Genomic DNA, 26,527 nt, shown 5'->3' with positions numbered 1-26,527 from the left:
GACAATGGGAATATTTGACAGATTTTTTGGTAAAACGGAAAAGGAAAAAAATTCCAGACCTATCAAAACAGATTTTATAATTTCAGAAAAACTGATGGAAGAGGAATTATTCTGGAAGATAATTCAGAAAACAAAAGACAGTTCTGGAGGCAATTTTGAAGAACAACAGGAAGAATTAGCAAACGAACTCAGAAAACTGACGGCAGATGAATTGATTTTATTCGGTAACAGTTTTAGAAATTTTAGAGGCGAAGCAAATACCTGGGAACTCTGGGGCGCGATATATATTATCCATGGAGGCTGTAGCGATGATAGTTTTAACGATTTCCGTGAATGGGTTATCGCACAGGGTAAAGATTTTTATTATAAAATTACTGCTAATCCTGAATTGCTCGTAGAAACTGAAACACATCTTATTGAAGAATTTGACTGGGAAGGTTTTGGATATTTACCGGGAATCGTTTTTGAAGAACTTACAGGTCAGGAAATGCCATATCTGTTTCAGGAAAAACATAATACAACCGGAAATGAATGGGATGAAAAGGGTGATGATTTGCAAAAATTATTTCCTAAACTTTATGCTAAGTATTCGGCTAATTTTCAATAAATTCTTTTGCCAATTTCATTAAAACTAAAATTACTCTAATTAGAACTTTATAGCTAAAACAGAATGAAATAATTTTACTTTAAAAAAGCTGCGGGTAAAACTTGCAGCTTTTTCTTTTCAAAAAAAACCTTAAAACACAGATAATCAGCACTATTAAATTCTTACATTTTGTTAAATTTTATTTTTTTCATTTTGATCAAAATTAAATCGTAAAATAACGCGAAAAATTAAATTGCAAAAACATTTCGACCGTTAAACAAAAACACAAGAGTAAATTATAAATTATTCCTAAAATGATTACTAAAAACATAAATTGAATTTCATATTTTAATATTATTTCACATTTTAACAACAAAACAAAATACTTATAATCAATTATTTATAATTTAAAAAATCAAAATAACTAGAAAATAAAAATATGTTTGTCAAAGCAAAATATATTTTTATTAAATTTGGTAGAAAGGATTAAATTTATAAAATTTCTTATTTTTTATTAACATTTGTTTATTTTTTAAACCCAATCTCTTTCTAATCCCCCAATAGAGGAGTTGAGATAAAAAAACATCTATTACAAGCAAAATGAACTGATTAAAAGCAAATTATCAACCTACAAAATAAGAAATATGCTAAAAATTCAGCTTTTAAGGAAAATGCGTTTCCCAAATGTTTTTATTCTCCTCTTAATTGTATTTATCACATGTGCCTTATTAATTTGTGTAAACTTCTTTACAATCAAAATTTTATCTGCAAATCGAGCTTATGTGAATGGTGAATCTCATTACTCAAAAGGCCAAAAAGACGCAGCAAGGCATCTTATAACCTATCTTTATACTAAAGACAAAAATCAGTGGAAATTATATCAGGAAGAATTAAGTGTTCCGCAAGGTGATGGGATTGCGAGAAAAACGCTTTTAAAAGCTGGAGACAATCAAGTTGCACGTGATGGTTTTATTAAAGGCCGTAATCATAAAGACGACTTAGACGATCTCGTTTGGCTGTTTGTTTATTTTAAAAAAGTGTCATTTTTAGCAAAAGCGATTCATGAATGGGAACAAGGTGATAATTTAATCTATGAATTGTTTACTATTGGAACAGAAATCGATGCAAAAATTAAACATGATGCACTAACTCCAGACGAACAAAGAAAATTTCTCGAGCAAATTAGCGTTATAAGCGATCGCCTGACAATTAATGAACGTAATTTTTCAAATACTTTAGGAGAAGGAACGCGCAAAATAAAAGATTTACTAATTATCACTAATATTGTTTTCATTTTAATTATTGTCTGCAGTATTTGTCTTTATTATTCTATAATGGTAAAACGCCTGCTAACTTCAAAAAAAGAAATTGAAGTAAAAAATGAAAATCTAATGCTAGCCAATCATGAACTGGACTGCTTTGTTTACAGTGCATCACACGATTTGAGATCTCCCATTACCTCATTAAAAGGCCTGATAAAAATCACTCAACTGGAAGATAGCGTTAATCAGATAAAGGATTATTTATACTTAATGGAACAAAGTCTTGCCAAGCAAGATCAATTTATAAGCGACATTATTGATTATTCTAAAAACAAGCGAGCACAAATCATAATGGAACCTGTAAGCTTAAAAGAATTGTTTGAAGAAGCAATTTCTCAGTTAATGCATATAGAAAATGCGAATCAAATTATCTTTACAAAAGAGCTGTTAGTAGATCAAATTCACAGCGACAGTTTAAGACTAAAAATCATTATTTCAAATTTACTGTCAAATGCTATCAAATATGCTGACGCAAATAAACAAGAAATGTTTATCTCTATTAAAACTTCTTTTAATGATGGTTACAACAGGATTGAAGTCACAGACAACGGAATTGGAATTAAGGATGAGTATAAAGATAATATTTTTGAAATGTACTTTGGAACAAACAAAAACAAAGGCAGCGGATTAGGTCTTTATATTGTAAAAGAAGCCGTTGAGAACATAAAAGGGAATATTTCTGTATGCTCAGAAAGTTCTGTAGGAAGTAAATTTACCGTAACAATACCAACTCTTTATGCTGTCTAAACCTGCATTTTTATTAATTGAAGACAACTTGATCGATCAGCTTGTTATCAAACAATTATTAAAAAAAATATTGTCTGTAGATGAAATTTACATTGCCAACAATGGGCAGGAAGGACTTTATTGGCTAGAAAACAACAAAGGAATCAGCAAACCTTTATTTATTATTCTTGATATCCAAATGCCATTTATGAATGGTTTTGATTTTTTGAATGCGTACGACAAACTTGATGAAGACACTAAAAAAGGAAATCAAATTTATGTACTTTCCTCAACACTTGATTCTGATGAAATCAGCCTGATCAATGAAAACAAATATGTAACTAAGATGCTAAATAAACCTTTTCCTATTGAAGAATTTAAAAAGACTCTGTATCCGGAAGATGAAAACTAGTTTACAATTTTTTAGTTTCCTCTTCTAAAATACGATTCACCTGAGAAAATGCTCTTTCGTAATAAGGTTCTTTTGTTGAAGAAATCATGACGCCGCCGTGAGTTGAAGAATGCACAAATTTAATTTCTCCTTCAGTAACCTCTACAACCATTCCTACGTGGTTTATATGGCGTCTACCATTCGTTTTAAAGAAAATCAAATCCCCTTTTTGCGCAGCATCCGAACTGACTTTGCTTCCTATTCGGGATTGCTCGATTGAGCTTCTTGGCAATTTAATGTCAAAGTTTCCAAAAGTACAAAACATTAAACCTGAACAGTCAAAACCAGCCTTTGTAGTTCCGCCAGAACGATAACGGGTTCCAATATTTTGGGTCGCATTTAAAATCAACAAATCAATTAATTCCGAATGATTGCTTATGCGAACCATTGCTGAATCTGTTTTTACATTTGTATTATCTGCAACTTGAATATTTTCTTCCTGAATTGGTTTTATTTCGTTTGGTGTTTGAACTGAATTTAAAGCGGCAGCATCTGCTTTTTCTTTAGAAGTTTTGATTTTCAAAACATAACCCACAGGAAGTTTTCCTTTTATAAATGGGTTTTGTTTTTCTAATTCGGCAACTGCTATTCCATATTTCTTAGCAATGGCGTATTTTGTTTCTTTTGGCTGTACTTCGACTACAACCTCAACATCTGATGAATTTTCATTAACTACAGCAGGTTTTTCAGCAATTGCAACATTCTTAGAAGGAATGTTGATTCGTTGCCCAATTTTCAATCCATCAGTCTCAATTGACGGATTTGCTTTTTTTAATTCATCTACTGAAACATTATATTTCTTAGAAATTCCCCAAAGGGTTTCTTTTTGCTGAACTTCATGAAAATCAGCATTTGCAATTTCAATTTTATCAGCAGGTTTTAAATCAGAAGCTTTATTATCATCAGATTTTACAGTAACCGATTTGTTATTGTTTGGAATTAATAAAACCGAATTTAGTTTAAGGATTTTTGGTGCATTAGGATTTGCATCGATGATATCTTTTGGTTTTAGACCGTATTTTTTAGCAATAACGGTAATATTTTCTCCTTTTGAAATTTTATGTTTAATGTATTTTTCCTGAGAAAAAACACCAACACTAAAAAAAAACATCAATATTATTAATCTGTAAACCATCATTTTCATTTTATCAAATCGCATTTTTTGAACTTTCTATATGTAAAACTCAAAAAAAGCAATTTTGTTATTTGGGGGAAAGCGAATTTAACTTATTAAAGTAAAAAAAACACATTTTTTAACACTTAATTTCATCCAAATTAACAACTTCGGCATAAATATTGAGCCAACTTTTTGAAATGCAGTTTTTTATATAATTCAATGATTTTAAATTTAATATTAACTTAACATTCAAAAACTTGTGAAAAAACTACTCTATATTTTTATTTTATTTCCACTAATTTTATTTTCACAAACCCAAAAAGGTTTTGTGTTTTCTACAAACAACGAACCTCTTGAAGACGTAAATATTTTTGCCGTAAACAGCAAAACCGGAACGCTCACAAATAAAAATGGAGAGTTTTCTACAACTGCTTTTTCAAATCTTAAAGCTGATGAAATATTGGAGTTTTCGCATATTGGCTATACAACTGTAAAATACTCATTACAATATTTAGCAAAGCATAAATTTAAAATTTATCTTGAAGAAAGCATTCAAAATTTATCTGAAGTAGCAATTGCACCTAATGCAAAATTAAAAACAAGTCTTTCTTTCAACAATCTGAGCCAGCTAAAAAATCCTGTATTTTCATTTGGCTCTTTTTTGAAAGATGGCAAAATTTATATTAGTGGTGGTGATGCATATTCCGACATAAATTATTTTGAAAAAGGTCGCTCAGAAAAAGCCGGCTATGACGCAACCGATTATTTATCTGAAATTAATTATAACTCTCAAAAAAGACATTATAAAAAATATCTTTCTATTTATGACATTGAAACCAATACTTGGGAAACTTCAAAAGTAAACCTAAAAGCAAGAGGCTATCACAATTTACACTATTACAATGGGTTATTATATGTTTTAGGTGGTAAAAGAATTTCAGTAAATTCAGTAAGCAGTTGGGAATATTTAGAGGATCAAATTGAAGTTATAGATCTTGATAAACAAAGTGTTAAATTAGATAACACTAACCCGCATCAGGCTGTAGATTTTGCTTCATTTACTTATAAAGATAATATTATTGTAATGGGCGGTTCTTTAAAAAGATCTGAAAAAGATATAAAAGAGTTTACCAATAAAGTGCATCTCTACAATATTACATCAGGAAATTGGTACGAACTCGATCCTATGCCAACTGCAAAGGAAACTACTGGAATTTTGATTAATGATAAAATTTACCTGATTGGGGGTAATGACGGAAAACCGATTTCTGAAATTGAAACTTTTGATTTAATAACTGAAAAATGGGAAAAAGAAGGTGAATTATTATCAGAATTAGAAAGACCAGCGATTGCTTATCATGAGAATATTATTTATTTTTTTGAAGACCAAAAAATGCATACGTACAACATACAAACCAAACAATTAAAAGAATATGAAATTAATATTGAATTAAAATATTCTGCTATGCATTATTTTAATGGCAAATTGTATCTTTTAGGTGGTCGTTTTGAAAACAGCTATTCCAAAGTGCCTTCTTCAAAAGCATTTAGTGTTGATTTGGAAGAGTTCAAAAACACTAGACCAACCCGAATTAAAAATTTATCACAAGAGAAAAATTTAGCTAAATCAAACGGATAATTTTATTCCGGAAATCTTATAAAAACGAGTGCCCTAGCCCGGATGGGAGCGGCATCCTTTTTCTTGCTTCTTTAGCAAGGAAAAGATATAGCGGACAGCCGGAAACAGCTCCTAATAAAAAATGCCCTGTTTTCACAGAGCATTTTTTTTATATAATTGAACTTTAATTTTTAAGCTTTTCCAGCCGCTATTAAATTCAGAGCAGAACCTGCAACAAACCAACCAATCTGACCTTCATTATAAGTATGATTTGCCAAAATAATATCTTTTGTACCATCTGCATGAACAAACTCTAAAGTTAATGGTTTTGCTGGAGCAAATTCTGTCAAGTCTAAGAAGTTGATTGTATCATCTTCCTGAATTTTATCGTAATCTGCTTCGTTTGCAAAAGTCAATCCTAAAAGACCTTGTTTTTTAAGATTTGTTTCGTGGATACGAGCGAAAGATTTCACTAAAACCGCTTTCACTCCTAAGAAACGTGGTTCCATTGCCGCATGTTCACGAGAAGAACCTTCACCATAATTGTGATCTCCTACTACAATAGATGGAACGCCTGCTGCTTTATATGCACGGGCAACAGCCGGCACAGCATCGTATTCGCCAGTTAATTGATTTTTAACTGAATTTGTTTTTTGGTTGTATGCATTTACAGCACCGATTAACATGTTGTTAGAAATATTATCTAAATGTCCACGGAAACGCAACCAAGGTCCAGCCATCGAAATATGGTCAGTAGTACATTTTCCGAATGCTTTAATTAATAATTTAGCACCTGTAATGTTTTTACCATCCCAAGCCACAAACGGAGCTAATAATTGCAAACGCTCTGAAGTTGGATTTACCACAACCTCAACTCCTGAACCATCTGCAGCCGGAGCTTGAAAACCTGGATCTTCAGCATAGAAACCTTTAGAAGGAAGCTCATCTCCCGTTGGCGCATCTAGTTTTACTTCTTCTCCATCTTCATTGATTAATGTATCTGTTAAAGGATTAAAACTTAAATCACCCGCAATCGCCAAAGCTGTTACCAATTCTGGAGAACCTACGAAAGCTAATGTGTTTGGATTACCATCTGCACGTTTTGAGAAGTTACGGTTGAAAGAGTGAACGATAGTATTTCTTTCTTCTTTTTCAGCTCCTTCTCTATCCCACATACCAATACATGGTCCGCAAGCGTTAGCGAAAACAGTTGCTCCAATTTTATGGAAAGTATCAATAAAACCGTCTCTTTCGATCGTCGAACGAACAACTTCAGAACCTGGAGTGATTGTGAATTGTGATTTTGTTTTTAAGTTTTTGTCAGCAACTTGTCTTGCCAAAGAAGCTGCACGAGAAATATCTTCATAAGAAGAGTTTGTACATGAACCAATTAAACCAACCTGAATTTGTAACGGCCAGTTATTTTTAATCGCTTCCTCTTTCATTTTAGAAATCGGAGTAGCTAAATCTGGAGTAAAAGGTCCGTTTAAATGTGGTTCTAATGTAGATAAGTTAATTTCGATAACCTGATCAAAATATTGTTCTGGATTTGCATATACTTCTGGATCTCCAGTTAAGTAAGAAGCTACTTTATCTGCAGCATCGGCAACATCGGCTCTGTTTGTAGAACGTAAGTAACGGCTCATAGAATCATCGTAACCAAAAGTTGAAGTTGTTGCTCCAATTTCGGCACCCATATTACAAATCGTTCCTTTACCTGTACAAGACATCGCGGTTGCACCTTCTCCAAAATATTCAACGATAGCACCAGTTCCTCCTTTTACAGTAAGAATTCCTGCTACTTTAAGAATAACATCTTTTGGAGCTGTCCATCCTGATAATTTACCAGTCAATTTAACTCCAATTAGTTTCGGGAATTTTAATTCCCATGCCATACCAGACATTACGTCTACAGCATCTGCTCCACCAACACCAATTGCTACCATTCCTAAACCGCCTGCATTTACAGTGTGAGAATCGGTACCAATCATCATTCCACCTGGGAAAGCATAATTTTCAAGTACAACTTGGTGAATAATTCCGGCTCCAGGTTTCCAGAAACCGATTCCATATTTATTAGAAACAGAAGACAAGAAATCAAAGACTTCATTACTTTGTGTTTTTGCTCTGGCCAAATCGGTTGCAGCATCTATTTTTGCCTGAATCAAGTGATCACAGTGTACCGTAGTAGGAACTGCTACTTTAGATTTACCGGCATGCATAAACTGCAATAATGCCATTTGTGCCGTTGCATCTTGACATGCTACACGATCCGGTGCAAAGTCAACATAGTCAATTCCTCTTCCAAATGCCTTAGTTGGATTTCCATCCCAAAGGTGATTGTATAAAATTTTCTCCGTCAAAGTAAGTGGACGACCAACAATTTCACGTGCTTTATCAACACGACCTGGCATGTTTTCATACACTTTTTTAATCATTTCAATATCAAAAGCCATAAGATTTACTTGTTTTTATTATTGTTTTTTGAACATGACAAGTTACAAAAAATAGAACAATTATTACAAAAAAAGCCCGAGTTTTATGACTCGGGCTTTTGAATTATAATTAAATAATCTTTTGATTACATTACTAATGATTTGTTTGAAGGTGCAAACTTTGTTAAGTTAATACCATCTACTGCAGCAGTATATTCTTCAATAGTTGGAGTTCTACCTAAAATTGTAGAAAGAACCACAACTGGCGTAGATGAAAGTAAAGATTCTCCTTTTTTACCTTCTTTATCTTCAACAACTCTTCCTTGGAATAAACGAGTTGAAGTTGCCATTACTGTATCTCCTTTTGCCGCTTTTTCCTGGTTACCCATACAAAGGTTACAACCTGGACGCTCTAAGTACAACATGTTTTCGTATTCTGTACGCGCAGCACCTTTTGGAGCATTATCGTCAAATTCGAAACCAGAGTATCTTTGTAAAACTTCCCAGTCACCTTCTGCTTTCAATTCATCTACAATGTTGTAAGTTGGAGGAGCAACAACAAGAGGCGCGTTGAATTCAACTTTTCCTGTTTGTGCTTCTACGTTTTTCAACATTTGAGCAAGGATTTTCATATCTCCTTTGTGAACCATACAAGATCCAATAAATCCTAAATCAACTTTTTTCACTCCTCCATAAAATGAAAGAGGTCTAATTGTATCGTGAGTATATCTTTTAGAAACATCAGCATTATTTACGTCTGGATCAGCAATCATTGGCTCAGCAATTTGATCCAAATCAACTACAACTTCAGCATAATATTTAGCATTTGCATCTGGAGTTAAAGCTGGTTTTTCAGCAGATTTAATTTCTGCAATTCTCTTATCTGCTTTGTTGATTAATCCTTGAAGAACGTGTTTATCGTTATCCATTCCTTTATCGATCATGATTTGGATTCTGCCTTTAGCAATTTCCAATGATTCGATTAAAGTATCATCTTCAGAAATACAGATAGAAGCTTTTGCTTTCATCTCTGCAGTCCAGTCTGTAAATGTAAAGGCTTGGTCAGCAGTTAACGTTCCAATGTGAACCTCGATAATTCTTCCTTGGAAAACATTTTCTCCTCCAAATTGGTGAAGCATTTGCGCTTGAGTAGCATGAACCACATCACGGAAGTCCATGTAACCTTTCATATCTCCTTTGAAAGTAACTTTTACTGATTCTGGAATTGGCATAGAAGCTTCTCCAGTAGCCAATGCAAGAGCAACAGTTCCTGAGTCAGCACCAAAAGCAACACCTTTTGACATTCTTGTGTGAGAGTCACCACCAATAATGATAGCCCACTCATCAATTGTAATATCATTAAGTACTTTGTGGATTACGTCTGTCATTGAATGATAAACACCTTTTGGGTCACGAGCTGTAATCAAACCAAAATCATTCATGAATTTCATCAATTTAGGAATATTAGCCTGCGCTTTTTTATCCCAAACCGAAGCAGTGTGACAACCTGATTGGTAAGCACCATCTACGATTGGTGAAATTACTGTTGCAGCCATAGACTCTAATTCCTGAGCAGTCATTAAACCTGTAGTATCTTGAGAACCTACAATGTTTACTTCTACACGAACGTCAGATCCTGCGTGTAATACTTTACCTGGAGCGATACCAACTGCATTTTTATTGAAGATTTTTTCAACTGCAGTAAGACCTTGTCCTTCATGAGAAATTTCTTTTGATGGAGCATATACAAGAGGTGCTTCAACATTTAAAACTTTTGCTGCCAATGTCTGTAGTTTTTTACCAAAAACAATAGCGTATGAACCACCAGCTTTAATAAATTCCATTTTCTGAGGCGTAAATGCCTTAGAAATATCGATTAATTCTTTATCACCGTTATAAAGTTTTTTCTCTTTAATATTAATAGTCAAAACTGTACCCGTTTCAACAGAATAAGTTTGCTCTAAAATTGGCTCGTCGTTTTCGTTACGAATAACATTTCCTTCTGCATCAACCTTTTTTACCCAGTTTTTAAGATCTAAACCAATACCACCAGTAACATCAACAGTTGTTAGGAAAATTGGAGAAATACCATTTGTTCCACCAACAATTGGAGCGATGTTTACGAATGGAATATATGGACTTGCTTGTTTTCCTGTCCAAAGTGCCACGTTATTTACACCTGACATTCTTGAAGAACCAACACCCATTGTTCCTTTTTCAGCGATCAACATTACGCTTGCATCTGGATGCTGTGCTTGTAAAGCTTTAATTTCTTGCTGCGCTTGAGGAGTGATCATACATTGACCGTGAAGTTCACGATCTGAACGCGAGTGCGCCTGGTTTCCTGGAGAAAGTAAATCTGTTGAGATATCACCTTCACCAGCAATAAAAGTAACCACTTTAATTGTATCTGCTACTTCTGGAAGTTTTGTAAAAAACTCAGCCTGAGCGTAACTCTCAAGGATTTCTTTTGCAATTGGGTTATCATTTTTGAATGCCTCTACTAAACGATCTGTATCTGCTTCGTAAAGGAAAACTTGTGTTTTTAAAACTTTTGCTGCTTCTTTTGCAATAGCAATATCATTACCTAAAGCTAAATCAAGTAGAACTTTGATAGAAGGTCCACCTTTCATGTGTGATAATAATTCAAAAGCAAAGGCTGGCGTAATTTCGTTTACTACAGATTCACCTAGAATAATCTCTTTTAAAAAATTAGCTTTTTCGCCTGCAGCACTTGTTGTTCCCGGCAAAGTATTGTAGATAAAAAATTTAAGAGAATCTTCTCTATATTCATTATCAACATCTTTAATTTGCGAAATAATTTCGCTTAATAATTCTGCACCATCAATTGGCTTTGGGTGAAGTCCCTGGCCTTTTCTTTCTTCGATTTCGTTAATGTAATCTTTGTAAGTATTCATAATATATTAGAAGTATTTTTTTTTGTACGCAAATTTAGAGATTAAAGGTGAGAATTAAAAAGAATATAATGAAAGTCGCCTTTTCAAAAATTATTATTGCTAAAAAACGATTTTGACTGCTTGTTTTTGCCAAAATATCAATTTTGTATTAAAAAAATGAATTTTTAATATTTTAAAATCTTTTCTTTAACAAAGTCGGAATTTGATGTTATAAAGTAAGTGAGATTTTACCCCTATTTTCGCAAAGAATAGTTCTAAATAAGAAATTATAACGTTATAGTTAACTTTTTTTCGTCTTTAAAATGGATTTTTAGAACTGAAAAATTCACTCCAAATTTTCTTCAAAAAAATAAATTAAAAAAATCTGGTTTTTCAAATATTCTATTAACTTTGTATTTCAAAGTACTTTTTAAAAAATATAACTATGAAATACAAAATGAAAATTTTAGATTATTATTCTCAAAAATCAGGCACACAAACTAGCCTCGTAGTGACATTATTTAGTACAATATTTATGATTTGTGCGCTCACTTCTAAAGAATTCTCTTTCCACGAATTCGAATCTATTGGATCGATAAGTTTGATTATCGAATTTATTTACGGAACGGTGGTATCATTTCTTATTCTTAAAAACAGAGAAGACTATCTTCATCTTACTCCTTTTTTAATGCTCAATTGGCTTATTGGCTGTTTTAGCTTAAATGTTTTTATTCCCGTTTTTCAACATTTACCTGTTTGGGTTTATGTTACAACTTTTGTGTTTTGCATCACTAATTTTTTTCTTTACCAAAGTGATATAAAAAGCCCACGTACATATCTATTTTATTTTATTAATGGTGCTACATTTTGGATTATATTTTACTTTGCTTTATTTCTCATTCCCGTTCTACCCTATTCATTTATCGGAATATTGGCTTTGGGAATGGGTTTCTACGGAATGGTTCCAGCAATAATCTTAGTCATTCATATGCTAACCGTTATTTTTCATTTACCTAAAAACAGACCTTATTATCTTTCCTTTAGTGCCGGGTTTTCAATTGTGCTTGTCGGTTTTCTAATTTTTACTGCCGGTTTAGTTATTGAAAGCAAAAAAATCGCTCAAATTGCAAAAATCAATTCTTTCAATAGTAATACCGATTTACCTGCATACATCTCAGTTTCTCAGAATATAAAGCCTAATTTTTTTAATGAAATTCTGCTCAAGAAAGGTCTTGTATATATCAATATTGATAACTTCTTTTCGTTCGACCGTTTTAATTCATTCAGCAAACAGCAATTCAACGGAACTAAAATCCATAATCCTTTTATCAGTATTGCCTATTTAGTTTGTGATGATCTTGGTTTAGACAATGATGACAAAATCAATATTCTGAAATCGAATTTTGATAAAAGGTTAGAAACAGAAGAACAGCTTTGGAACGGAGATGATTTATTTACCAAAAAAATTAAAGAAGACGTAAAAGTATATCCAGAAGCACGCTTAGCATACACTGAAATTACAATGGATATTGCATGTGCCGAAGATGCACGAGGAGACGAAGAAGCGATTTATTCTTTTCAATTGCCTGAAGGTTCCGTGGCAACTTCGCTTTCTTTATGGGTTAATGGAACGGAACGCAAAGGCATTTTAACCACTAAAGAAAAAGCTAAAAAAGCTTACAATCAAATTGTTGGTGTAGAATATCGTGATCCTTCATTAATGCAATGGAAAGAAGGAAATAAAGTCGTTGTGAGAGTTTTTCCAGTTAACAAACAAACTCCAAGAAAATTTAAATGCGGTTTTACAACTCCGCTACAAGTCGAAGACAGCCAAATGAAATATCAAAGTCTTTCTATTAAAGGGCCAAACATTTCAAATGCTGAAACAATTTCAAGAATACAAATAACTGGAAATTCGGCTGTAGAAACGAGTAAAAGTTTTGAGTTTGAAAAAGGATTTTATATGAATCAATCTAGAGGACTTGAAAATTGGGAAGCAACAATGCCATTAAACAAAATCAATCATAATTCATTTGCATGGAAAGGAAAAACTTATACAGTTAATCAAATTCCGAAAACAGTAATTCCCTTCACTCCTTCTGAAATTATTTTGGATTTAAACAACAATTGGACAACTAAACAAATAGAATCATTTGTCAATCTTGACCAGCAAAATATTTACGTTTTTGTAAATGGACAAAAAAAACAAATCAACAAAGAGAATTTTAAAGCCATTCAGCTTGACTTTGAAGATTCTCAGTATACATTATTGCCTCTTTATAAATTGGCAAAAAACAGTTTAGTGATAACAAAATCGGGAACTTTCTCTGCTAATTTTGAAGAACTTGAAGAATCAGATTATCTGAAGAAAATTAAATCTGGAACTAAACAAAAGAATATAAAAGTCATCAATATCAGTGGAGATATTAATCCGTTTTGGCAGACTGCTAAAGAACAAAAATACGTTGAATATTTTCAAAGCAGTTTAGCTACTTGTTTAAAGATGATCAACAAACATCAATTTCCAGTTTACAAAACAGATCAAAACAGTGTCAATATTGAACCGTCACAAGTTTCTATTCGTGAAAACACACAAGACAATAATTCAAAAAGCAATGGGCCAAATCATATTTACAGAATGTACGCTTTTGGGAAAGTTCTCGAAGAACAGGTTAAAATTCAAAACGACACTTTGGCCAATAATCAATATGTTGAATTAGCTAAAGATGCCAATATTGTAACGCCAATTTCGTCATTAATTGTTCTTGAAACCGATGAAGATTACAAAAACAACGGAATCGAGAAAAACGTAAATACTTTAGGAAATGCTTCAATAAACAATGACGGCGCGGTTCCTGAGCCTCACGAATGGCTTTTGATTATTATTGGAACAGCAACACTTTATTTCTATTACCGAAAAACAAAAAAACAAACAGTATAAATGAATCTATTACTGAAATACAAAAAAACTGTCCTGTTGATTTTCGGCTGTCTTTTACTTTTAAACTACAGCATAATTTCAGCAGGACTGAATAATAATTTGTTTGGAATTTTAGCTTCAATTGGGTTGTTTTTTATTGGGAGCCGAAAAACGACTTTCAACATAAGCTATCCACTTTTTGCAATGATTTTTATACTAGAATTTATAAGCTTTCGCTTGCATACTAAATCATTGCATCTTTTAGCTTTGGCTTTATTTATATGTCTTTTGTATTACAGTTTCACGCAAAAATTTTCGCTTATTGCTTTCATTTGTATTTTACTGTTCTCTTCGGTATTCAGTACTTTTTTCGACTACATGACAACCGAAATAAAACAAATTCTCTGTTATTATGTTTACATCGTTTTAAAGAATTTTATTGCAATTGATAAAATAGAAGGTGTAAATTTCTACATTAATAATGCTAAAATCACAGTCGACACAGCTTGTATGGGTTTGTCAATGTTTAAAACCGGATTACTTTCAGGTGCTTTTATATTAACTTTAGAAGAAAAGAAACAGTCGAAATATTTCAATATCCTTCAGATTTTTCTTTTTTGTGTTGTTATAATAATCCTCAACATCATTTCGAATTATTTCAGAATCATTACGCTTATTTTGTTCCAATGTACTCAGGAAAATGTACTGCATCATACTATTGGAATCTTGTGTTTTGTATTTTATCAAATTGTTCCAATGCTTTTTCTGATCCGATTTTTTAAACCGAAAACTGAAGAAACTCAGACAGAAAAGCAACAACATAAATTCGACATTATAGTTGTAGCAACTGCAATCCTGTTTGCAACCAGTTTTGAAATAAAGAAAATACATCCAAACAATTTACTTGAAAATTTAAGTCCAGAGTATTCCATTCAAAATGGAACTTGGGTAAACAATGAAGTTTTTAAAATTTCAACTCCAAGTAAGTTGATTTATATAAAAACTCCAGCACATAATCCGTTAGTTTGCTGGACTGGAAATGGCTATAAAATTATAGAGAAAAAAGAAACTGCCAGAGGAAATCAAAAAATATGGCAGGTAAAAATGGAGAAAAACAACGTTCAATACAATTCGTATTGGTGGTACGAATGTGATTCAAAAAAATATACTTCTCTTCCTGAAGTTCTTTTAATCAAACTATTTACAAATAAATCTGTTCGCTTGGTTAATGAAACAACTAAAATTCAGCAATAAAAAAAAGCCTGACAAAATCTTAATCTTGTCAGGCTTTCTTATATAATATAATAGTTACAACAGCTTCTGAATAATAACTTCTTCTGTTATTCCTTCAGCATCAGCTTTATAGTTTTTAATAATTCTGTGTCTTAAAATTCCAACTGCAACTGCTTTTACATCTTCAATATCTGGGGAAAATTTACCATTAAATGCGGCGTGAGCTTTTGCTGCTAAAATTAAATTCTGAGAAGCCCTTGGCCCTGCTCCCCAATCTAAATAATTTTTTACAAAATCATTAGACAATTTATTATCAGGACGTGTTTTACTTACTAACGTTACTGCGTATTCAATAACATTATCAGCAACCGGAATTCTGCGAATCAAGTGTTGAAAATCAATAATTTCTTGTGCTGTAAACAGAGCATTAATTGTTGTTTTGACATCCGAAGTTGTTCGTTTTACAACCTGAACTTCTTCCTCAAAAGTTGGATATTCTAATTTGATGGCAAACATAAAACGATCTAATTGTGCTTCCGGTAACGGATACGTTCCTTCTTGCTCAATTGGATTTTGCGTTGCCAATACAAAATATGGCAAATCTAATTTATAATTCTGTCCTGCAATGGTTACAGAACGTTCCTGCATCGCTTCAAGTAAAGCTGCCTGCGTTTTTGGCGGGGTTCTATTGATCTCGTCAGCAAGAATTATATTAGAAAAAATTGGCCCTTTTATGAATTTAAATTGTCGATTTTCATCTAAAATTTCACTTCCTAAAATATCCGAAGGCATTAAATCTGGCGTAAACTGAATTCTTTTAAAATCTAAACCTAAAGCTTGAGATAAAGTATTTATCATTAATGTTTTTGCCAAACCAGGAACTCCAATCAACAAGGCATGTCCACCTGAAAATATACACAATAAGATTTCATCAACTACTGCGTCTTGGCCTACAATTATTTTTGCTATTTCTGATTTTAACTCGTTTCGTTTTTGAACTAAATTATGAATTGCTGTTACGTCAGACATTTAAGTATGTTTTTAAATTAAAAAAGAGTCAGCTCTATGGATTCATAAAACTAACTCTTTTATTTATTTAATAAAAATTATTTTTTCAGCCAATTATTAGCAAAATTACATTGTCTGTATTCTCCAATAATTTTAATATATGTATCTTTTATCTTTTTATCAAACCATTTAGCAATTGCATCAATTTGTTTTTCTTTCAATGCTAAATCTTTAATTTTTGTATAATCCAGTGCATAATCTGCGGTATGCTCGTTAATTCTGTTTGTTACAGTAATTATTTTATAGGTCTTTTTACCGCTTTTTTCATCTACATTTAAAAGTGGCTGAGAAACCTCAGTATCTTTCAAATTTGAAACCTGGCTATATAATTGAGGATCCATTTTAGTTAATTCAAAACGTGTATCCTGTGTATTAGGATTTATTAAAATTCCTCCATTTGCTCTTGTTTCTTTTTCATCAGATTCTGTTCTGGCTGCATCTGCAAAAGTAACCTCTTTGTTTACGATTTTGTTTCGAATATTTGTGATTCTGTCTTTAGCCTCTTTTAAAGCATTTTCAGAAACAGTTGGCGAAATCAAAATATGACGTAATTCAACTTCCTGCCCTTTAATTTTATCCACCATAATAATATGGAATCCAAAACTTGTTTCAAAAGGTTGAGAAATTTCACCTTCTTGCAAACTAAAAGCAACATCTTTAAACTCTTTTACAAAAGGAGTTTTTCGAGTCATTTTATAATATCCACCGTTAGAAGATGATCCTGGGTCCATAGAATATAAAACGGCTTTTGTTGCAAAGCTCGAACCTGCTATAACATCTTGTCTGATTGCATTCAATCTGTCGATTACTTTCTGTTTGTCTTCTTTTGAAACTTTTGGTTCTACCACAATCTGTGCTACTTCCATTTCAGCTCCAAAAGTCGGCAATTCGTCTTTTGGTATTTTTTTGAAGAAATTACGAACTTCTTCCGGCGTAATTTCAACTTCTTTAATGATTTTATCTCTCATTTCAGAAGCCAATTTCTGCTCTTTTAAGATATCAGCAAAATAGGTTTTGAATTCTTCTACAGAACTCTTATGATAATATTCTACAACTTTATTGATATCTCCAACCTGTTTAACCATATAGTTCAAACGGTCTTCCATCATACCTCTAATCTCAGCATCACTTACAATGATACTATCCTGAATCGCTTGGTGTGCGTATAATTTATCTTCAAGAAGTTTACCCAACATTTGGCATCTTGTAATATCTTTTACAGAACCACCTTGAGCTGTAATCTCTAAAAATCCTTTATCAATATCTGAGTCTAAAACAATATAATCTCCAACGGTAGCAATAATACCGTCAATTTTTTGTCTTCCAACAGGAACTTCAGCTGGTTTTTGAGCGACAACATTTGGAATAATTTCCTGAGCTGAAACCATTGAGCTGAAAAAAAGTAAAAAACACATTGTCAATACAAGCTTGTAATCAATTGTTTTTAGCTGTAATTTTTTTAATAACATTATTTTAGATTTAATTTAAATGTAAAGATCTTGTTTTTAGAATTATCCTTGTTTTAAAAACTAAACTCCGAATTGCTCTATTTTAGAAGCTGAACTTCAAAAGCAGTAAACAATTAAACTCTAGTTCTTTTACTTATAACGAACAAAAATAACAATTCAATTACATAATACAACTATCGCTTATACTATTAACAAAAAATTATACAGATTGTATTTTAAATATAAAATTCAAAAGTACTTTTTGCTCATTATCTTAATATCACTTTCAAAACTATTATTATTTTAAAAACTTCCTTTTAAAAAATCCAACATCTTAATTTATAAGGGTATAAAAAAAGTTTTTAACACTACAACGTTTTCGTTGTATAACTAATTTCTTGCAAATGTAGACCGAATCAAAAAAAACCTACATTCGTGCGTAATTGACAATTTAACTAGTTAAAAAATAAGAATAAACTCTTTTTAAAACATAAAAATTGCGCAATTACTAACTTTATTAACCATTTTAACCAAATCTATTATGAAAAAACCACAAGCAAAATTTTTGTTTGTGAGCATGTTTGCAGCATTATTATGCTCGTGCTCACAAAATGACACTCCTGAAGCTGATTCAAAAGCTGAAAGTCAGCAATTTGAAATCATCAACGTTACACATCACGATGGAAAACCTTTTAGTACGGGTACAAAATCATCACTTACAGGAAAATATGTCGATAATCCTGGTGGAGGCGTTATGATGCAGGCTTTTTATTGGGATGTACCTTCCGGCGGAACCTGGTGGAATACCGTTAGCAGTAAAGTCACTGCATGGGGCAACGCGGGAATTGGATCTATCTGGCTTCCTCCTGCTTCTAAAGCACAAAATGGAGCATTTTCAATGGGTTATGATCCAACTGATTATTTTGATTTTGGAGATTATAACCAAAACGGAAGTACTGAAACTCGATTTGGATCAAAAACCGAATTGGTAAATTTAATTACAGCTGCTCATGCTGAGAATATAAAAGTGTATGCAGATATCGTAATCAATCATAACAGTGGCGGGCAATCTGAAGCAAATCCTTTCACTGGAACAAATACGTGGACTAATTTTAATGGGATTTCTTCGGGAAAATTTAAGCGTACTTATGCAAATTTTTATAAAAACAGTTTTGGTAATAATGATGAAGGTTCCTTTGGAGGATTTCCGGATTTATGTCATGCAGATCCTTACGTAAAAGACTGGCTTTGGATACGCGCCGACGGAGTTGGTAAATATTATAAAAATACCATGAAATTTGATGGTTGGAGATTCGACTATGTAAAAGGTTTTGGTGCTTGGGTTGTCAATGCATGGAATGCTAATGTTGGCGGATTTTCAGTTGGTGAATTATGGGATTCGAATGTAAACGTATTAAATGACTGGGCAAACAATGCCAATAGTTCTGTGTTTGATTTTGCTTGTTATTATAAAATGAATGATGCCTTTGACGGAAATAATTTGGCACTTTTGAATGATGACATGATGTGGAAACGAAATCCATACAAAGCGGTAACATTTGTTACCAATCACGATACTGATGAAATTTGGAGCAAAATGCTTGCGTACTCCTATATATTAACTCACGAAGGTTATCCAACAATTTTCTATAGAGATTATGAAGAATGGCTGGATAAAAACAAATTAAACAATCTAATCTGGATCCACAACAATAAAGCAACAGGAACAACTTCTATTTTATACTCTGATAATGATGAATATGTTGCAAGAAGAAATGGATACAATGGAAATCCTGGATTAGTAGTTTACATCAATAATTCTGATGTTTGGCAGGAAAGATGGATTCAGACGAATTGGGCCAACACACAAATTAAAGATTTCACAGGAAACTCAACTTGGTATCCAATAACTCAGGCAGATAAATGGGTAAAAATTCAATGCCCTCCAAAAGGATATTCAATTTGGTCAATTAATCAGTAATTTAAAGTGACTCGATAAGGCTGTTGCAAAACAGCCTTATTTTTTTCTAAAAAACATCTTAAAGAATAAAGACTTCTAAATTTAAGAAGTGAATATTTTTATAAAGCCGTATTTAATAGTACTTTTGCAACCTATTTATACGAAATATGAGCTTTTTAAAAGAAATACAACGCAGAAGAACATTCGGAATTATATCGCATCCCGATGCCGGTAAAACTACATTAACAGAGAAATTACTGTTATTTGGAGGTGCTATTCAGGAAGCTGGTGCAGTAAAAAACAACAAAATTAAAAAAGGAGCAACGAGTGACTTTATGGAAATCGAACGCCAAAGAGGTATCTCGGTTTCGACTTCTGTACTTGCTTTTAATTATAAAGACAAAAAAATCAACATTCTTGATACACCTGGACACAAGGATTTTGCCGAAGATACATTCAGAACTTTAACTGCCGTTGATAGTGTAATTGTTGTAATTGACGTTGCAAAAGGGGTTGAGGAACAAACTGAAAAATTAGTTGCAGTTTGTAGAATGCGTAATATTCCGATGATTGTTTTCATCAATAAATTAGATCGTGAAGGTAAAGATGCTTTCGATTTGATGGATGAAGTCGAACAAAAATTAGGATTAAAAGTAACTCCTTTAAGTTTTCCAATCGGAATGGGTTATGATTTCCAAGGAATTTATAATCTTTGGGAAGAAAACATCAATCTTTTCAGTGGAGACAGCCGTAAAAACATTGAAGAAACAATTGCTTTTTCTGATGTTCAGAATAATCCGGAATTAGATAAAATTGTGGGTCAAAAAGCAGCTGAAAAACTTCGCGAAGAATTAGAATTAATTGATGAAGTTTATCCAAAATTTGAGCGTCAGGATTATTTAGATGGAAAAATCCAGCCTGTGTTTTTTGGATCTGCCTTAAATAATTTTGGAGTGCGTGAATTATTAGATTGTTTCGTTACAATCGCTCCTTCTCCAAGACCAAAAGATTCTGAAACTCGTTTAGTTGATCCAGCTGAAGAAAAAATGTCTGGTTTTGTATTTAAGATTCACGCTAATATGGATCCAAAACACCGTGACCGTTTAGCATTTATCAAAATTGTTTCTGGAACTTTTGAGAGAAACAAACCATATTATCACGTTCGCCAAAAGAAAAATTTAAAATTCTCTAGTCCAAATGCCTTTTTCGCTGAGAAAAAAGAAATTGTAGATATTTCATATCCTGGAGATATTGTTGGTTTACATGATACCGGAAACTTTAAAATTGGAGATACTTTGACAGAAGGTGAAATTATGAGTTTTAAAGGAATTCCGAGTTTTTCTCCAGAGCACTTTAGATACATCAATAATGCTGACCCTATGAAAGCTAAGCAATTAGAAAAGGGTGTAGATCAATTAATGGATGAAGGTGTAGCTCAGTTGTTTACTTTAGAAATGAATAACCGTAAGGTAATCGGAACAGTTGGAGCACTTCAGTATGAGGTAATTCAATATCGTTTAGAACATGAGTACGGTGCAAAATGTACTTACGAAAACTTCCCTGTTCACAAAGCTTGCTGGGTAAAACCAGATGATGCTAAAAACGAAGAATTCAAAGAATTTAAGCGAATCAAACAAAAATTTTTGGCACACGATAAATACGGACAACTTGTATTTTTAGCCGATTCTGATTTTACAATTCAAATGACACAAAGTAAATATCCAAGTGTGAAATTATACTTTACATCTGAGTTTGATTAATTTACATTTAAAAATAAACTATAAAAAAAGCGCTATATACATTATAGCGCTTTTTTTATTTGAATTAATGACAACCTTAATGAGTTATTATTCTAATATAAATTTTTTCTAATTCGGAATTGCTAAAATACGGCAAACTTAAGTAAGGCAGAAATTTAGTCGATGAAATACCGATTAAATCGGATAAACTGCAAAATAGAAAATTGATGCTAAAAAAAAAGCCCCATTACTGGGGCTTTAAAATTTATGCTTGTCCCGCAGGACCGAAATTAAGTGGTATTGGCGCTTGTTCCGTTTCTTTGATTTCGCCATGGGCTGCTTCAAATCTGTGGATATTCTCACCAATTGCTCGTAATAATCTTTTAGCATGTTGTGGTGTCAAAACAATTCTTGACTTTACCTTGGCTTTAGGAATACCTGGCATAATGCTCACAAAATCTAAAACAAACTCTGATGATGAGTGATTAATAATCGCAAGATTAGAATAAATTCCTTCTGCGACAGTTTCGTCTAACTCAATATTAATTTGCTCTTGTTGTTGTTTCGGATTACTCATAGTTTCCTAATTAATAAATGTATTCTTCTTTATTAGCCATCATTTCATTGTAATCGTCTTTAGATCCTACGATAGTGTTATCGTATTCTCTCATACCAGTTCCCGCAGGAATTCTGTGTCCAACAATTACATTTTCTTTTAATCCTTCTAGATCATCTACTTTACCAGCTACTGCAGCTTCGTTAAGTACTTTCGTTGTCTCCTGGAATGAAGCCGCAGAAATGAATGATTTAGTTTGTAACGAAGCTCTTGTAATACCTTGTAAAACTGGCGTTGCAGTTGCAGTAATTACGTCTCTTGCTACAACAAGATTTTTATCTGTACGTTTCAATAATGAATTTTCGTCACGTAATTCACGAGGTGTAATAATCTGACCTGGTTTCAATACTGAAGAATCTCCAGCATCTTCAACTACTTTCATACCATACAATTTATCGTTTTGAACGATGAAATCTTTAGTGTGAATTAATTGATCCTCTAAGAATAAAGTATCACCTGGATCCTGAACTCTTACTTTACGCATCATTTGACGAATAACTACCTCAAAGTGCTTGTCATTAATTTTTACCCCTTGTAAACGGTAAACCTCTTGAATTTCATTTACCAAGTACTGTTGAACAGCAGCTGGACCTTGAATTCTTAAGATATCATCTGGTGTAATTGCACCATCAGACAATGGAACTCCCGCTCTTACGAAGTCATTTTCTTGTACTAAGATTTGGCTAGAAAGTTTAACTAAATACTTTTTAATCTCACCAAATTTAGATTCGATAACGATCTCACGGTTACCTCTTTTAATTTTTCCGAAAGATACAACACCATCAATTTCAGATACAACCGCTGGGTTTGAAGGGTTACGAGCCTCAAGCAACTCAGTAATTCTTGGTAAACCTCCCGTGATATCGCCTGCTTTAGAAGAACGACGTGGGATTTTTACTAATACTTTACCTGCTTTAATTTTCTCACCATTTTCAACCATTAAGTGTGCACCTACTGGTAAGTTGTAAGAACGAATCAATTCACCTTCTTTACCATAAACTAATAAAGTTGGGATTAATTTTTTGTTTCTAGCCTCAGAAATTACTTTTTCTTGGAAACCAGTCTGCTCATCGATCTCAACCATGAACGATTGTCCTTGCTCTAAATCCTCGTAAGCAATCTTACCAGTAAACTCAGAAACAATTACACCGTTATATGGATCCCATTTACAGATTACAGTTCCTTTAGCAACAGTATCTCCATCGTTAACAAAAATACTAGATCCGTAAGGAATGTTATGTGTATTTAAAACAATTCCAGTTTTCTCATCAACTAACTTTAATTCAGTTGAACGTGAAACTACGATATCAACAGAGTTTCCTTCTCCGTCTTCTCCTTTAACTGTTTTTAAATCTTCAATTTCAAGTCTACCTGCGAATCTTGTAACAATACTAGACTCTTCAGAGATACCTCCAGCAACCCCTCCAACGTGGAACGTACGAAGTGTCAACTGTGTACCTGGCTCTCCAATAGATTGAGCTGCAATAACTCCGACAGCTTCACCTCTTTGTGTCATTTTTCCAGTAGCTAAGTTTCTACCGTAACATTTAGCACAAATACCTTTTAAAGCTTCACAAGTTAATGGAGATCTAACCTCTACTTTTTCAATTGGAGAAGCTTCGATAGTTCTCATAATTGCTTCAGTAATTTGTTGGCCAGATTGAACCATTACTTCATTAGTAAGTGGATTTATAACATCTTGCAATGCAACACGTCCTAAAATTCTTTCTCCTAATGATTCAACGATTTCCTCATTTTTCTTTAAAGCAGAAACTTCAACACCTCTTAAAGTTCCACAATCTTCGATGTTAACAATAACATCTTGCGAAACGTCATGAAGCCTTCTTGTCAAGTATCCGGCATCGGCAGTTTTAAGAGCCGTATCCGCAAGTCCTTTACGAGCACCGTGAGTAGAAATAAAGTACTCAAGGATCGAAAGACCTTCCTTAAAGTTAGAAAGAATCGGGTTTTCAATAATCTCACCACCACCAGCAGTAGATTTTTTAGGCTTAGCCATCAAACCACGCATACCAGTTAACTGACGAATCTGTTCCTTAGAACCCCTTGCCCCAGAGTCAAGCATCATATATACAGAGTTGAAACCTTGCTGGTCTTCTCTAATATTTTTCATTGCTAATTCTGTTAACTGCGCATTTGCTGAAGTCCATACATCAATAACTTGGTTGTAACGTTCGTTATTGGTGATAAGACCCATGTTATAGTTAGTTGAGATACCTTCAACTTGCTCTCTGGCATCTGCAATTAATTTTGTTTTTTGTTCTGGAATTCTAATATCACCTAAAGAGAATGATAAACCTCCTCTAAATGCGAATTTATAACCCATATCTTTCATATTATCCAAGAAAGCTGCCGTTGTAGGTACATCAGTCACACTTAAAATGTGTCCAATAATATCTCTAAGGTTTTTCTTAGTCAATACATCATTGATATATCCAGCTGCTTCTGGTACTACTTCGTTAAATAATACACGTCCTGCAGTTGTTTGAATGATTTTATACACTAATTCTCCAGCCTCATTAAAATCTTTTGCTCTAATTTTCACACGAGCATTTAATTCTAATCTTCCTTCGTTTAATGCAATGTTTACTTCTTCAGCAGAATAGAAAGTCAAATCCTGACCTAAAATTTTGTGATCGTCTGTAGAAATACGCTCTTTGGTCATATAATATAGACCCAAGACCATGTCCTGAGAAGGTACAGTAATCGGAGCACCATTTGCAGGGTTCAGGATATTGTGAGAAGCCAACATTAATAGTTGAGCCTCTAAAATAGCCTCTGGTCCTAATGGCAAGTGAACTGCCATCTGATCCCCATCAAAATCGGCGTTGAAAGCCGTACATACTAATGGGTGCAATTGAATCGCTTTTCCTTCAATTAATTTTGGTTGGAAAGCTTGAATACCAAGTCTGTGTAACGTAGGTGCACGGTTAAGCAATACAGGGTGTCCTTTAATTACATTTTCAAGGATATCCCAAACTACAGGCTCTTTTTTGTCTATAATTTTCTTAGCAGATTTTACTGTTTTAACAATACCTCTTTCAATCAATTTACGGATAACGAAAGGTTTGTATAATTCAGATGCCATATCTTTTGGCAATCCGCATTCGAATAATTTTAATTCTGGACCAACAACAATTACCGAACGAGCAGAATAATCCACACGTTTTCCAAGTAAGTTTTGACGGAAACGTCCTTGCTTACCTTTTAAGGAATCAGATAATGATTTTAATGGTCTGTTAGATTCTGTTTTAACAGCAGAAGCTTTACGAGTGTTATCAAATAATGAATCCACAGATTCTTGTAACATACGTTTTTCGTTTCTTAAGATAACTTCTGGAGCTTTAATCTCCATTAATCTTTTCAAACGGTTGTTACGGATGATTACACGACGATATAAATCGTTCAAATCTGAAGTTGCAAAACGACCACCATCAAGTGGCACAAGCGGACGTAATTCTGGTGGGATAACTGGAACCACTTTCATAATCATCCATTCTGGACGGTTTTCGCGGTTTTCATTAGACTCACGGAAAGACTCAACAACTTGTAATCTTTTTAAAGCTTCCGTTTTTCTTTGTTTAGAAGTCTCGTTGTTAGCGCTGTGTCTTAATTCATAAGATAAAGCATCTAAGTCAATACGAGCTAATAAATCCATAATACATTCTGCTCCCATTTTGGCAACAAATTTATTAGGATCTAAATCATCTAAATATTGGTTTTCTTGTGGAAGAGTATCTAAAATATTTAAGTATTCTTCTTCAGTTAAGAAATCTAGTCTTTGTAAAGATTCTCCATCTGCATTTTTAGCGATACCTGCCTGGATTACCACGTATCTTTCGTAGTAAATAATCATATCTAATTTCTTAGATGGAAGACCAAGGATATAACCAATTTTATTTGGAAGAGAACGAAAATACCAGATATGAGCAATTGGCACAACAAGGTTGATGTGTCCTACTCTATCACGACGTACTTTTTTCTCAGTAACTTCAACACCACAACGGTCACAGATGATACCTTTGTAACGAATTCTTTTATACTTACCACAAGCACATTCGAAATCTTTTACTGGTCCGAAGATTCTTTCGCAGAAAAGTCCGTCACGCTCTGGTTTGTGAGTTCTATAGTTGATTGTTTCTGGCTTTAAAACCTCTCCTCTTGATTCTTTCAAGATAGATTCTGGTGAAGCCAATCCAATAGAGATTTTGTTAAATCTTTTTACTGGATTCTTATCTTTATTATTGTTTCTGTTATTCATCATAGTTTTTACTATTGATTTATTTGCAATTAAAAAATTGAATTTAGATTTATAATCTACTCTTAAAAGAATAAGAGTTAATCATTCAGCTACTACCTCGGGTTACTTCTCT

At 33.0% G+C, this 26,527-nt stretch carries 15 protein-coding genes; 8 read left to right on the top strand and 7 right to left on the bottom strand.

Annotated elements, in window-relative coordinates; all coding sequences use genetic code 11:
- Nucleotides 1–4: 4 nt before the first annotated feature.
- The 3 genes from GQ47_RS19635 to GQ47_RS19625 all read left to right on the top strand — a co-directional run bounded on the left by GQ47_RS19635 (nucleotide 5) and on the right by GQ47_RS19625 (nucleotide 3,046).
- Nucleotides 5–607 (top strand): DUF4240 domain-containing protein, encoded by a 603-nt coding sequence (locus GQ47_RS19635; protein WP_051951664.1) that lies wholly within the window; start codon nucleotides 5–7, stop codon nucleotides 605–607.
- A 623-nt stretch (nucleotides 608–1,230) separates the two neighbouring features.
- Nucleotides 1,231–2,655, top strand: a complete 1,425-nt coding sequence (locus GQ47_RS19630; RefSeq protein ID WP_035652013.1) for a sensor histidine kinase — start codon at nucleotides 1,231–1,233, stop codon at nucleotides 2,653–2,655.
- Nucleotides 2,645–3,046, top strand: a complete 402-nt coding sequence (locus tag GQ47_RS19625; RefSeq protein ID WP_035652011.1) for a response regulator — start codon at nucleotides 2,645–2,647, stop codon at nucleotides 3,044–3,046. The genes GQ47_RS19630 and GQ47_RS19625 overlap by 11 nt, the downstream gene beginning before the upstream one ends.
- A 1-nt stretch (nucleotide 3,047) precedes the next feature.
- Here GQ47_RS19625 and GQ47_RS19620 read toward each other — a convergent pair whose 3' ends face one another.
- Nucleotides 3,048–4,220: a C40 family peptidase gene (locus GQ47_RS19620; protein ID WP_035652112.1), complete on the bottom strand. Its 1,173-nt coding sequence runs from the start codon at nucleotides 4,218–4,220 to the stop codon at nucleotides 3,048–3,050.
- Nucleotides 4,221–4,461: 241 nt separating this feature from the next.
- On the opposite strand from GQ47_RS19620, the gene GQ47_RS19615 reads away from it, so the two are divergent.
- Nucleotides 4,462–5,841 (top strand): Kelch repeat-containing protein, encoded by a 1,380-nt coding sequence (locus GQ47_RS19615; protein ID WP_035652008.1) that lies wholly within the window; start codon nucleotides 4,462–4,464, stop codon nucleotides 5,839–5,841.
- Between the two features lie 170 nt (nucleotides 5,842–6,011).
- On the opposite strand, the gene GQ47_RS19610 is transcribed toward GQ47_RS19615, so the two are convergent.
- Nucleotides 6,012–8,276, bottom strand: coding sequence for an aconitate hydratase (locus tag GQ47_RS19610; RefSeq protein ID WP_035652006.1), 2,265 nt, complete (start codon nucleotides 8,274–8,276; stop codon nucleotides 6,012–6,014).
- A 125-nt stretch (nucleotides 8,277–8,401) separates the two neighbouring features.
- Nucleotides 8,402–11,173, bottom strand: coding sequence for a bifunctional aconitate hydratase 2/2-methylisocitrate dehydratase (locus tag GQ47_RS19605; protein ID WP_035652004.1), 2,772 nt, complete (start codon nucleotides 11,171–11,173; stop codon nucleotides 8,402–8,404).
- A gap of 424 nt (nucleotides 11,174–11,597) precedes the next feature.
- On the opposite strand from GQ47_RS19605, the gene GQ47_RS19600 reads away from it, so the two are divergent.
- The gene (locus GQ47_RS19600; RefSeq protein ID WP_238568015.1) at nucleotides 11,598–14,093 is read left to right on the top strand and encodes an XrtN system VIT domain-containing protein; all 2,496 of its coding nucleotides are present in this window, start codon (nucleotides 11,598–11,600) and stop codon (nucleotides 14,091–14,093) included.
- On the top strand, nucleotides 14,094–15,326 hold the full coding sequence (xrtN, locus tag GQ47_RS19595; RefSeq protein ID WP_035652003.1) for an exosortase N: 1,233 nt from the start codon (nucleotides 14,094–14,096) through the stop codon (nucleotides 15,324–15,326).
- A gap of 54 nt (nucleotides 15,327–15,380) precedes the next feature.
- Here xrtN and GQ47_RS19590 read toward each other — a convergent pair whose 3' ends face one another.
- Both GQ47_RS19590 and GQ47_RS19585 read right to left on the bottom strand, forming a co-directional pair.
- Entirely contained in the window at nucleotides 15,381–16,334 is a 954-nt protein-coding gene (locus GQ47_RS19590) for an AAA family ATPase (protein WP_035652001.1), read from the bottom strand.
- A 77-nt stretch (nucleotides 16,335–16,411) separates the two neighbouring features.
- Complete coding sequence (locus tag GQ47_RS19585; RefSeq protein WP_035651999.1) at nucleotides 16,412–17,842, bottom strand: peptidylprolyl isomerase; 1,431 nt, start codon at nucleotides 17,840–17,842, stop codon at nucleotides 16,412–16,414.
- 520 nt (nucleotides 17,843–18,362) lie between these two features.
- On the opposite strand from GQ47_RS19585, the gene GQ47_RS19580 reads away from it, so the two are divergent.
- Both GQ47_RS19580 and GQ47_RS19575 read left to right on the top strand, forming a co-directional pair.
- Nucleotides 18,363–19,802, top strand: coding sequence for an alpha-amylase (locus GQ47_RS19580; protein WP_035651998.1), 1,440 nt, complete (start codon nucleotides 18,363–18,365; stop codon nucleotides 19,800–19,802).
- A gap of 146 nt (nucleotides 19,803–19,948) precedes the next feature.
- On the top strand, nucleotides 19,949–21,541 hold the full coding sequence (locus tag GQ47_RS19575) for a peptide chain release factor 3 (RefSeq protein WP_035651996.1): 1,593 nt from the start codon (nucleotides 19,949–19,951) through the stop codon (nucleotides 21,539–21,541).
- 244 nt (nucleotides 21,542–21,785) lie between these two features.
- Here the strand turns inward: GQ47_RS19575 and GQ47_RS19570 are convergent, their stop codons facing one another.
- Together GQ47_RS19570 and rpoC are read right to left on the bottom strand one after the other, a co-directional pair.
- Nucleotides 21,786–22,097 (bottom strand): DUF3467 domain-containing protein, encoded by a 312-nt coding sequence (locus tag GQ47_RS19570; protein WP_008466913.1) that lies wholly within the window; start codon nucleotides 22,095–22,097, stop codon nucleotides 21,786–21,788.
- A gap of 10 nt (nucleotides 22,098–22,107) precedes the next feature.
- Nucleotides 22,108–26,418 (bottom strand): DNA-directed RNA polymerase subunit beta', encoded by a 4,311-nt coding sequence (rpoC, locus tag GQ47_RS19565; RefSeq protein ID WP_035651994.1) that lies wholly within the window; start codon nucleotides 26,416–26,418, stop codon nucleotides 22,108–22,110.
- Between the last annotated feature and the right edge of the window lie 109 nt (nucleotides 26,419–26,527).

It is taken from the genome of Flavobacterium sp. ASV13 (genome assembly GCF_000745775.1).
In the GTDB taxonomy this organism is placed as follows: domain Bacteria; phylum Bacteroidota; class Bacteroidia; order Flavobacteriales; family Flavobacteriaceae; genus Flavobacterium.
The sequence above is the reverse complement of the archived record's forward strand: the minus strand, read 5'-3'. Positions and strand labels throughout refer to the sequence as shown.